This window comes from Flavilitoribacter nigricans DSM 23189 = NBRC 102662 (assembly GCF_002646595.1).
GTDB classification, from domain to species: Bacteria; Bacteroidota; Bacteroidia; order Chitinophagales; family Saprospiraceae; genus Flavilitoribacter; species Flavilitoribacter nigricans.
This window is the reverse complement of record NZ_PDUD01000086.1, coordinates 1-12,558: the sequence shown is the minus strand read 5'-3', so window position 1 is coordinate 12,558 and position 12,558 is coordinate 1. Positions and strand designations below refer to the sequence as shown.

3 protein-coding genes are annotated in these 12,558 nt (G+C 51.7%); all 3 read left to right on the top strand.

What is annotated here, in order from left to right; all coding sequences use genetic code 11:
- The coding region (locus CRP01_RS41135; protein ID WP_222845945.1) for a DUF7507 domain-containing protein at nt 1-1,569 on the top strand (1,569 nt) is incomplete at its 5' end.
- A gap of 116 nt (nt 1,570-1,685) precedes the next feature.
- The gene (locus CRP01_RS41130; protein WP_099155943.1) at nt 1,686-2,972 is read left to right on the top strand and encodes a T9SS type A sorting domain-containing protein; all 1,287 of its coding nucleotides are present in this window, start codon (nt 1,686-1,688) and stop codon (nt 2,970-2,972) included.
- Nucleotides 2,973-3,250: 278 nt separating this feature from the next.
- Nucleotides 3,251-12,558 (top strand): DUF7507 domain-containing protein (locus CRP01_RS41125; protein WP_143473768.1); only part of this gene is annotated, 9,308 nt, incomplete at its 3' end.

Below are 12,558 nucleotides of genomic sequence, written 5' to 3'. Positions count from 1 at the left end.
GTCAACTACGATATTGAAGTGCTGAACGACGGCAACATCTCCATTTACAACGTAGTAGTCACCGATCCGGGTGCCGACGCGGGAACTATTCTTCCGGTCGATGCGGATACGGATGGCTTTAACGACGGAGATACCGATGAAGATGGCGTACTGGATGTAGGTGAGACTTGGCTATATACGGCCGCTCACACGATCACCCAAGACGATATCGATGATGGCTTGTACACCAACACTGCCACGGTAAATGGTGTAGCGGATACGAACGGTGATGGTGATGGTAATGACGCAGGAGTAGGCGATGTAGCGGTGACCGACAGCGATGATGAAACGGTCAATGCGGCGCAAGACCCAAGCATCCAAACCACCAAATCCTTCACCAATATCGATGGCAACCCGGCCTTCACGGAATACAGTGCAGTAGGACAGCATATCAATTACGAGATCATGCTCACCAACGACGGGAATGTGACGATCTATGACATTTCCGTATCCGATCCGAATGCAGAGCCTGGTTCGATCACCTTTATTTCCGGTGATAACGGCAACGGCGCCTTAGACGTAGGAGAGACCTGGACTTATACGGCATACCATATCGTTACCCAGACGGATATCGACAATGGTACGGTGCTGAACGTAGCGACCGGTTCCGGTTCGGCCGATACGGAAGGTAACGGTGCCGGCGGCGGCCCCGGGGATACTCCGGTATCCGATATGAGTAATGAAGTAGTTGTCGATGTATTCTGTGTGGATTTTGATCTGTATGTCTTCCTGGAAGGTAGTTTGATCGTTCCGCAGACCGGGGAATACATTCAGCCGCTGGTCGGAGATCCTTATCCATTGATGCGGACGACACTGAATGAGTCCAGATTACTGCCCGGCCAGTACAGTGTGAATGCCTTTAGCGGTAACATCTATACGCCACCTCTGGGCGCAGCCGGACAGGTGTACAGCATTTCACCCTGGTTCTACAGTGGTAATGAAGGCTCCTTCTACGATTCTGAAGGTATGACGGCCAATGCTGATGCCGGTTATCCGACCACTGTGACGGACTGGGTACTGGTATCCTTACGGACCGATCCGATGAATGGGGCAGAAGCGATCTGCCAGCGGGCGGCGCTGCTGCACAGTGACGGACACCTCGAATTTGTGGATCCTTCGGACTGCTGTACGATCGATCAGACGCAGAGCTACTACATCGTGATCGAACACCGCAACCACCTGATCGTGATGTCCCACGAAGCAGTACCGGTTGTGGATGGAACCTTGACTTACGATTTCCGCGGTCAGCAATCCTACCTGAACGATCCGTTCCTAAGTGGACTACCCATTGCGCAGAAGGAAGTGATCCCGGGTGTATTTGCCATGTACGCCGGTAACAGTGATCAGGATTCTGTAGATGATGAGGATGTGGATATCACTTCTTCCGATAATGCCAAGTGGTTGAACAACGGAGCGGAAACCCGCACCTTCAACCTGGTGGATTACAACATGGACGGTGATGTGAGTGCGCTGGATTACGATCTGTGGCAGGCCAATTCACCGAAGTTTACCAGTGTAAAACGAGAATAATCCTCCATTAGCCAGGCGTTGGTGCTGCTGCACCGGCGCTTGGCTGATTTTTTTATTGAAATCTAGGATAACACAGTTCGCGGCCATCGCAGGTCGCAGCTTCAAAAATTATAAAAATGAACTTTAAGACCGTAGCGCTAGTAGCAGTTTGCCTGATGACCTTTCTGCAGGTCCAAGCCCAAAAGGATGCCAGAACGCTGACCTGGAGTATCGGGGAAGTAGAAATGACCCGGGGCAAGGATGTACGCGTGAGTTACCCGATCATGGTGACCATCAGCGATGCCGGCGAGACTCCCCAACTGGGCACCAGTACCTTCCGCTTTTTCTACGATGCGGGTAGCCTGAGCCAGTTATCCGTTGAAAATTTGGAAAACGGTTACCGGGTCAAAGGCCTGAACCAGAGTAAGGATGTGTTCGGCGATGTGTTTGGCTTCGTAGGTGGCGGCGGCATTTTTGCCCAGTTCAATCTGATCGCCAACCAGCAGGATCTGCTGGACCTGACAACCGAACCGGTACACGTAATGGATCTGACATTTACGGTAAGTCCCGGCGCCAAGGTTCCCTTTTGCGCGCCGCTGGTACTGGACAACAACCCGGAAGGCTGGGAAAAAGGGAAGGCCAATGATTCCGGTTTTCTCTCCAATGATGCCGGTATCGTGGGTACCTATTTTCTTAATAAGAACACCAAAGAAATCCAATTGGCGGACGATGAAGTCCTCAATTTTCTGTGGGAACAAAATCCCGGCTTCGATCGTCTGGTCGACCAGTTGAACGACCGGGCCGGAAGTACCGTGAAATTAAAATCCAAGATGTGTATTGAGCCAAAGAATCCGGTACACACCGCGGAACTGGGGCCTTTCAATGCCCAGAAAGAAGCAAATGCCAAGGTGCGGCTGGACTGGCTAACCATCTCGGAATTCAACAACAGCTTTTTTGAGATCCAGAGATCAAAGGATGGTTTTCTTTTCGAGACCATCGGAACGGTTTCCGGAAAATGGAATACCGTCGAGGAAACCCTGTATGATTTTCTGGACGAAACACCGCTGGACGGAACCAATTATTACCGCCTGAAGCAGGTAGATAACAACGGCCGGGTAGCGTACTCCGATGTACGCGAGATCGTATTTGAGGCCGGCACCACTAATCAGAACACCCAGTTGAAGATCTCCTATTACCCAAACCCTTCCAAAGGCATGGTGCGGATCCTGTCCAACACCGCTTTTGAAGGATATGAGGTCTCCGTATTGGATGCGGAGGGCCGCTTTATTTTTAAAAGATCGAACATCAACACAAACACTCATCTGGATCTGTCCGAACTGAGCGCAGGCGTGTATACGCTGAGCCTTTCGGATAAAGATCAGGCAGTAATTGCTACCGAACAAGTGGTGATCGTCAAAAAATGATCCACCGTATTCCGGTAGCGGGAAGCGGCGGGCACCGGTTAGGAGACGGTACCTGTCCGCTGGTACATGCTGCACCTATTTTTTAAGAGTTCAGGTTCTAAGCGCGTTGCGTAAGGACCTGAATTTGCCATAAGAGCGCCAAGTTGTAAGAACCATTAACAAATAAAAATCTCATGATTGTTTAAAGGCATCATTCAGGAATTCATGGAAAAATAGACGACCTAAACCCTTCCGAATTTCGCCTTGCCTGGAACAACAAATCATTAAACCTGATTCTGATGAATAGAGGATTACTTGTACTAGTAGGATTTCTGTTTTTATCCCTGAACGTTTTTTCACAGAGAATCCTGGAATGGAGTATTGGCGACGTGCAGATCACCTGCGGTGAGACTACGACAATTTGCTATCCGCTGCTGGTTTCCATTGATGACGGGACCCAGACGCCCCAATTGGGTACCAGCACAATGCGTATTTTCTATGATGCCGGTTACCTGAGCAATCTCTCCATTGAAAATGTGGAGAACGGATACTCTACCAGCGGCTTAAATCAAAGTAATAACGTATACGGTGGCGTTTTCGGCTTTGAGTCCGGCGGAGGTATTTTCGCGCAGTTCAACATTCTCATCAATGAGAGTAATCCGATAGATCTGGCCACCACTCCGGTGCATGTGCTGGATTTTTGTTTTACCGTTGCGAACGATGCGGTGTATCCGCTGTGTGCGCCGCTGGTATTTGATAACAATCACTGCGGACAGGGCCTTACCATCGCCGAGGATGACGGCTACCTGGATAATGATGCGGGGATTGTCGGTCTGTACCACCTGGACGGTGATCTGGGCAATTCCATTCTGGCTAATGATGAGGTGATCAACTATCTGTGGGATGCCAATCCCGGTTTTGATTGCCGGGTCGATGAGTTGGATGACGAGGTTGGGATGACCGTGAGTACCGGATGTATTGAAGATGCCTGTTTTACGGATATTGCCATTGTGAAAACCGGCAGCTTCAACGCCGTTTCCGGCGAGATCACCTACACCTATACGGTAACCAATACTGGTGCCCAGACTTTATATGACATAGTAGTTACGGAAGATGGCGGGATCTTCACCGGAGACGGTGCGCCGCCCGTTCCAGCCTACCAAAGCGGTGGTTCGGACCTGGACGGAGAAATGGACGGTGCGGATCTGGCTGCCGGCGAAAGTCTGGTATTTACCTCGATTTATACGGTCAATCAGGTAGACATCGACGCGGGTATTGTGATCAATCAGGCGATTGCCCAGGGTACCACTGAAAATGGGGATACGGAACAGGACCTTTCGGATGCGACCAGCCAGTTTGGAGATACGCCCACGGAAACGGAGGTGACCGCGCCTCCTACCGATCCGAGTATCGGGCTGATCAAAACCGGCATGTTTAATTCCAACACCGATGAGATCGTTTATACCTATACGGTGACCAATACCGGCAATGTGATCCTTTACGATGTGGATGTGACCGAGCTGGGTGGCAGCTTTACGGGAGCCGGTACCTTGCCGACGCCGGTTTACGCCAGCGGAGGTGGTGACCTGGACGGCCAAATGGATCTGCCGGATCTGAATATCGGGGAAAGTCTCACCTATACCGCTACCTACAGCGTGGTTGCGGCCGACTTTACGGCGGGAAGTGTTACGAATCAGGCTTTGGTAGAAGCGCTCGATCCCGATGATGTATTAGTCGATGACCTGTCCGATAACAATAGCAATCTGGAAGACGAAGAGACCATCACGGATGTGATAAATGTGCGGATCCTGGACTGGAGTATAGGCGATATTCAGCAGAATTGTATGGAGGAAACCGTACAGATCTGTTATCCCCTGATGCTGTCCATCGACGAAGCTACGGAAATGCCCCAACTGGCGACCAGTACCATTCGCTTTTTCTACGACCCGGCCAATCTGGAAAATCTCACGATCGAAAATGTAGAGAACGGCTATACGGTAAATACCGTCTCCGAGTCGAATGATGGTTACGGCAACGTTTTTGGGTTCGCCGGCACCGGCGGGGTGTTTACTGAATTCAACCTGCTTCCGAACGACCTCAACCCCATTAACCTGTCCACTACGGCCGTGCATATCCTGGATATTTGTTTTACGGTAAGTCCGGGGACCGATTTCCCGCTGTGTGCGCCCCTGGTATTTGACAATAATCACTGCGGATGGGATCTGGGGATCGCCGAAGATGACGGGTATCTGGTCAATGACGCAGGTATGGTGGGCACCTATTACCTGAACGGTAATACCGATGATGTCATTCTCGCCGATGACGAGGTGACTAATTTTTTATGGACGGAAGATCTTGCTTTCGACTGCCGGGTGGAAGAAATTGACGATGTGGCCGGTATGACGGCAACCACCGGATGTATTCCCTACGCCTGTAACGCAGCTATCGCTGTGATCAAAACCTCCTCTTACGATTCCGGTCTCGGTCAGATCACCTATAACTACCTGGTGACCAATACGGGGGATGTAACCCTGTTCAATGTGGACGTAATTGAAGTCCCCGAAGATTTTACGGGAGACGGTTTATTGCCTGATCCGAACTATGTAATGAGCTCCTCCAGTCTGGGTAGCCCGGAAGGGACCTTGCTGCCGGGAGAAACCGCCATGTATACGGCTATCTACGACGTGGTCCAATCCGATATCGATGCCGGAATTGTGATTAACCGGGCGAAAGCCACCGGAGAAGATCCAAATGGTGGTATGGTCATGGACTTTTCCGACTATGAGAATAATTTTGAAGATCGGGAGACCGAAACGCCTCTCGGTCAGACTCCGGTTTTGAACCTGATCAAAGTAGCGGATGTAATGACCTACGATGCAGTAGGTGACATCATTACTTACACCTTCACAGCGACCAACAATGGTAATGTTACATTGACCAACGTTACCATTATTGACCCGCTACCGGGCCTGAGCGCATTGAGCTGCACGCAGCCGGCAACGCTTGCTCCGGGCGAATCCCTGGTTTGTACCGCTACCTATTCCATCAGCCAAACCGATCTGGACATCGGATCGGTGATGAATACCGCAACTGCTGATTCGGACCAAACCGATCCGGTAGACGATAGCGAGACGGTAACGGCGGATCAAACACCAGTACTGAACCTGACCAAAGTGGCCGATGTGATGACCTACGATGCGGTAGGTGATATCATTACTTATACCTTCACGGCGACCAATAATGGTAATGTAACGCTAACCAATGTAACGATCGTTGATCCGCTACCGGGCTTGTCGGCTTTGGCTTGCACGCAGCCAGCGACGCTGGCACCGGGCGAATCCCTGGTTTGTACGGCTACCTATTCCATTACTCAATCGGATCTGGATAACGGCACGGTTATGAATACGGCAACTGCTGATTCAGACCAAACCGATCCGATAGACGATAGCGAGACGGTAACGGCGGATCGAACGCCGGTGCTGAATCTGACCAAATTGGCGGATGTGATGACCTACGATGCGGTAGGTGACATCATCACTTACACCTTCACGGCCACCAATAATGGTAATGTCACCCTAACCAATGTAACCATTGTAGATCCGCTACCGGGCCTGAGCGCATTGAGCTGCACGCAGCCGGCAACGCTGGCACCGGGAGAATCTCTGGTTTGTACAGCTACCTATACCATCAGCCAAACAGATCTGGACATCGGATCGGTCATGAATACCGCGACAGCCGATTCGGATCAAACCGATCCGGTAGACGATAGCGAGACGGTAACGGCGGATCGAACGCCGGTGCTGAATCTGACCAAATTGGCGGATGTGATGACCTACGATGCGGTAGGTGATATCATTACTTATACCTTCACGGCGACCAACAATGGCAACGTAACCCTGACCAATGTAACGATTGTTGATCCGCTACCAGGCTTGTCGGCTTTGGCTTGCACGCAGCCGGCGACCTTGGCTCCGGGCGAATCTCTGGTTTGTACGGCCACCTATTCCATTACTCAATCGGACCTGGACAACGGTACGGTCATGAATACCGCGACGGCTGATTCCGATGAGACTGATCCGGTAGATGATAGCGAGACAGTGACGGCGGTGCAAACACCAGTGCTGAATCTGACTAAAGTGGCCGATGTAATGACCTACGATGCGGTAGGCGACATCATCACTTATACTTTCACGGCGACCAACAATGGTAACGTTACGCTGACTAATGTAACGATCGCTGATCCGCTACCGGGCCTAAGTGCATTGAGCTGCACGCAGCCGGCGACGCTGGCCCCGGGTGAATCCCTGGTTTGTACGGCGACTTATTCTATCAGCCAAACGGACCTGGATGACGGTTCGGTGATGAATACGGCAACTGCCGATTCGGATCAAACCGATCCGGTAGATGATAGCGAGACGGTAACGGCGGATCAAACGCCGGTGCTGAATCTGACCAAAGTGGCGGATGTGATGACCTACGATGCGGTAGGTGACATCATTACTTACACCTTCACGGCGACCAATAACGGCAACGTAACGCTGACTAATGTAACCATCGTTGATCCGCTACCGGGCTTAAGTGCGTTAAGTTGCACCCAACCGGCGACACTTGCTCCGGGCGAATCCCTGATCTGTACCGCTACCTATTCCATTAGCCAAACAGACCTGGACAACGGCACGGTAATGAATACGGCCACAGCCGATTCGGATCAAACCGATCCGGTAAATGATAGCGAGACGGTAACGGCAGTGCAAACACCCGTGCTGAACCTGACCAAAGTGGCGGATGTAATGACCTACGATGCGGTTGGCGACATCATCACTTATACTTTCACGGCGACCAATAATGGCAACGTCACCCTGACCAATGTAACGATCGTTGATCCACTACCGGGCTTGTCGGCTTTGGCTTGCACGCAGCCGGCAACTTTGGCTCCGGGTGAGTCCCTGGTTTGTACGGCTACCTATTCCATTAGCCAAACAGACCTGGACAACGGCACGGTAATGAATACGGCCACAGCCGATTCGGACCAAACCGATCCGGTAGATGATAGCGAGACAGTAACGGCGGATCAAACACCAGTGCTGAATCTGACCAAAGTAGCCGATGTGATGACCTACGATGCGGTAGGTGATATCATCACTTATACTTTCACAGCGACCAACAATGGTAATGTTACCCTGACCAATGTAACGATCGTGGATCCACTACCGGGCCTGAGCGCTTTGAGCTGCACGCAGCCCACGACCCTGGCTCCGGGCGAATCTCTGGTTTGTACGGCCACCTATTCAATTACTCAATCGGACCTGGACAACGGTACGGTCATGAATACCGCGACGGCTGATTCTGATGAGACTGATCCGGTGGATGACAGTGAGACGGTAACGGCAGTACAAACACCGGTGCTGAATCTGACCAAAGTAGCGGATGTAATGACCTACGATGAGGTCGGTGACATCATTACCTATACTTTCACGGCAACGAATAACGGCAACGTAACCCTGACCAATGTAACGATTGTAGATCCACTACCGGGCCTAAGTGCGTTGAGCTGCACGCAGCCGGCGACGCTGGCACCGGGTGAATCTCTGGTTTGTACGGCTACTTATTCCATCAGCCAAACCGACCTGGACATCGGATCGGTCATGAATACCGCGACAGCCGATTCGGATCAAACCGATCCGGTAGACGATAGCGAGACGGTAACGGCGGATCAAACGCCGGTGCTGAACCTGACCAAAGTGGCGGATGTGATGACCTACGATGCGGTAGGTGATATCATCACCTATACCTTCACGGCGACCAATAACGGCAACGTAACCCTGACCAATGTAACCATCGTTGATCCACTACCGGGCTTGTCGGCTTTGGCTTGCACGCAGCCGGCGACGCTGGCCCCGGGTGAATCTTTAGTCTGTACGGCCACCTATTCCATCAGCCAAACGGACCTGGATAACGGCTCGGTCATGAACACGGCGACTGCCGATTCGGATCAAACCGATCCGGTAGACGATAGCGAGACGGTAACGGCGGATCAAACGCCGGTACTGAACCTGACCAAAGTGGCCGATGTGATGACCTACGATGCAGTCGGTGATATCATTACTTACACCTTCACGGCCACCAACAATGGCAACGTTACGCTGACTAATGTAACGATCGTTGATCCGCTACCGGGCTTGTCGGCTTTGGCTTGCACGCAGCCGGCGACGCTGGCTCCAGGTGAGTCACTGGTTTGTACGGCTACCTATTCTATTTTCCAAACGGATCTGGACATCGGATCGGTAATGAATACCGCTACAGCTGATTCAGACCAAACCGATCCGGTAGACGATAGCGAGACGGTAACGGCGGTGCAAACGCCCGTGCTGAACCTGACTAAAGTTGCGGATGTGATGACCTACGATGCAGTAGGCGACATCATTACTTATACTTTCACGGCCACCAATAACGGCAACGTAACGCTAACCAATGTAACGATCGTTGATCCGCTACCGGGCTTGTCGGCTTTGGCTTGCACGCAGCCGGCGACGCTGGCTCCAGGTGAGTCACTGGTTTGTACGGCTACCTATTCTATTTCCCAAACGGATCTGGACATCGGATCGGTGATGAATACCGCAACTGCTGATTCGGACCAAACCGATCCGGTAGACGATAGCGAGTCGGTAACTGCAGTGCAAACACCGGTACTGAACCTGACCAAAGTGGCCGATGTGATGACCTACGATGCGGTAGGTGATATCATCACTTATACCTTCACGGCCACCAATAATGGCAACGTAACATTGACCAATGTAACGATCGTTGATCCGCTACCGGGCTTGTCGGCTTTGGCTTGCACGCAGCCGGCGACGCTGGCTCCAGGCGAATCCCTGGTTTGTACGGCTACCTATACCATCAGCCAAACAGATCTCGACATCGGATCGGTAATGAACACCGCAACTGCTGATTCGGACCAAACCGATCCGATGGATGATAGTGAGACGGTAACTGCGGTGCAGATGCCACTATTAGATCTAACCAAAGTGGCGGATGTAACAACCTACGACGCGGTAGGTGATATCATAACTTATACCTTCACCGCCACCAACAATGGTAATGTTACCTTGACTAATGTAACGATTGTTGATCCACTACCGGGCTTAAGTGCTTTGAGCTGTACGCAACCGGCAACGCTTGCTCCAGGCGAGTCTCTGATCTGTACGGCCACCTATTCCATTACGCAAACGGACCTGGACAACGGTTCGGTGATGAATACGGCAACGGCTGATTCTGATGAGACCGATCCGGTGGATGACAGTGAAACGGTAGTCGTTGATGGCACACCACTGTTGGACTTGACTAAGGTAGCCGATGTGACAACTTACGATGAGGTCGGTGACATCATCACTTACACCTTCACAGCGACTAATAATGGCAACGTGACGCTGACCAATGTAACGATCGTGGATCCACTACCGGGCCTGAGCGCTTTGAGCTGTACCCAGCCGGCAACGCTGGCTCCGGGCGAATCTCTGGTTTGTACGGCCACCTATTCCATTACTCAATCGGACCTGGACAACGGTACGGTAATGAATACCGCGACTGCCGATTCGGATCAAACCGATCCGGTAGACGATAGCGAGACGGTAACGGCGGTGCAAACACCGGTGCTGAACCTGACTAAAGTAGCGGATGTAATGACCTACGATGCGGTAGGCGACATCATTACTTATACTTTTACTGCCACCAACAGTGGCAACGTTACGCTGACTAATGTAACCATCGTTGATCCGCTACCGGGTTTGAGTGCGTTGAGTTGCACGCAGCCGGCAACCTTGGCTCCCGGCGAATCCCTGGTTTGTACGGCGACTTATTCTATCAGCCAAACGGACTTGGACAACGGTTCGGTAATGAACACTGCGACGGCTGATTCGGATCAAACCGATCCGGTAGACGATAGCGAGACGGTAACGGCGGATCAAACGCCGGTACTGAACCTGACCAAAGTGGCCGATGTGATGACCTACGATGCGGTAGGCGATATCATTACTTACACTTTCACAGCGACCAATAACGGTAATGTAACGCTGACGAACGTAACGATCGTCGATCCGCTACCGGGCTTAAGTGCGTTGAGCTGTACCCAGCCGGCGACCCTGGCTCCGGGTGAGTCTCTGGTTTGTACCGCTACCTATTCCATCAGCCAAACCGATCTGGATAATGGTTCAGTGATGAATACCGCGACAGCCGATTCTGATCAAACCGATCCGGTAGACGATAGCGAGACGGTAACGGCGGATCAAACGCCGGTACTGAACCTGACCAAAGTGGCCGATGTGATGACCTACGATGCGGTAGGTGATATCATCACTTATACCTTCACGGCCACCAATAATGGCAACGTAACATTGACCAATGTAACGATCGTTGATCCGCTACCGGGCTTGTCGGCTTTTTCTTGCACGCAGCCGGCGACCCTGGCTCCGGGTGAATCCTTAGTCTGTACGGCTACCTATTCCATCACGCAAACGGACCTGGACAATGGTTCGGTAATGAACACTGCAACGGCTGATTCTGATGAGACCGATCCGGTGGATGACAGTGAAACGGTAGTCGTTGACGGCACACCACTGTTGGACTTGACTAAGGTAGCCGATGTGACGACTTACGATGAGGTCGGTGACATCATCACTTACACCTTCACTGCGACTAATAATGGCAATGTGACGCTGACCAATGTAACGATCGTGGATCCACTACCGGGCCTGAGCGCTTTGAGCTGCACGCAGCCGGCGACCCTGGCTCCGGGTGAGTCCCTGGTTTGTACCGCTACCTATTCCATCACTCAATCAGACCTAGACAACGGCACGGTAATGAATACGGCTACGGCTGATTCCGACGAGACTGATCCGGTAGACGATAGCGAGACAGTAACGGCGGTGCAAACGCCCGTACTGAACCTGACTAAAGTGGCCGATGTAATGACCTACGATGCAGTAGGCGACATCATTACTTATACCTTCACTGCCACCAACAATGGCAACGTAACGCTGACCAATGTAACGATCGTTGATCCGCTACCGGGCTTAAGTGCATTGAGTTGTACCCAGCCGGCGACTTTGGCTCCGGGAGAATCCCTGGTTTGTACGGCTACTTATTCCATTAGTCAAACGGACCTGGATAACGTTTCGGTAATGAATACGGCGACAGCTGATTCGGATCAAACCGATCCGGTAGACGATAGTGAAACGGTAACTGCGGTGCAGATGCCACTATTAGATCTAACCAAAGTGGCGGATGTAACAACCTACGACGCGGTAGGTGATATCATAACTTATACCTTCACCGCCACCAACAATGGTAATGTTACCTTAACGAATGTAACGATCGTTGATCCGCTACCGGGCCTGAGCGCATTGAGCTGTACGCAGCCGGCAACACTGGCTCCGGGTGAATCCTTAGTCTGTACGGCTACCTATTCCATAACGCAAACGGACTTGGACAACGGTTCGGTAATGAACACTGCAACGGCTGATTCTGATGAGACCGATCCGGTGGATGACAGTGAAACGGTAGTCGTTGACGGCACACCACTGTTGGACTTGACTAAGGTAGCCGATGTGAC

Coding starts and splice junctions, on each gene's coding strand:
- CRP01_RS41130 (WP_099155943.1), top strand. CDS start 1,686: ATGAACTTTAAGACCGTAGCGCTAGTAGCAGTTTGCCTGATGACCTTT.